Below are 563 nucleotides of genomic sequence, written 5' to 3'. Positions count from 1 at the left end.
GCGGAGAAGTACACGAAGTACTGTCGCCAATTTGTATCAAAACTCCAACAGGACTAAAGCGTAAAGTAATTGGCACTTATCCTTTATGTAATGAAGCTGAGGCTTCCGAAGCACTAAAGGCTGCAGTTAATGCTTATAACAATGGAAGGGGCGAATGGCCAACCATGAGCGTTGCTGATAGAATTACCTGCGTAGAGAAGTTTACGCACAAAATTATTGAAAAGAAAAACGAAGTAGTTAAACTATTGATGTGGGAGATTGGTAAATCTCATGCAGACTCGGTTAAAGAGTTTGACCGTACGGTAGAGTATATTTATGCAACAATTGATGCATTAAAAGACCTTGATCGTCAGTCGTCTAAATTTAGCATTGAACAGGGTATTGTTGCACAGATCAGACGCTCTCCTTTGGGTGTGGTTTTATGTATGGGGCCGTTCAATTATCCATTGAATGAGACTTTTACTACTTTAATTCCGGCCCTGATAATGGGCAATACTTTATTGTTTAAACCACCAAAACACGGTACTTTATTACATTACCCATTGTTGGAGGCATTTAGAGAC

The 563-nt window shown here is 39.6% G+C and carries 1 protein-coding gene; it reads left to right on the top strand.

The window, feature by feature from the left end:
- On the top strand, positions 1-563 hold a 563-nt coding region (locus AC1DG9_RS27665; RefSeq protein WP_477635777.1), incomplete at both ends, for an aldehyde dehydrogenase family protein.

The sequence above is a fragment of the Pedobacter sp. 05L430 genome (genome assembly GCF_056397585.1).
This window is presented reverse-complemented; position numbering and strand designations above follow the sequence as displayed.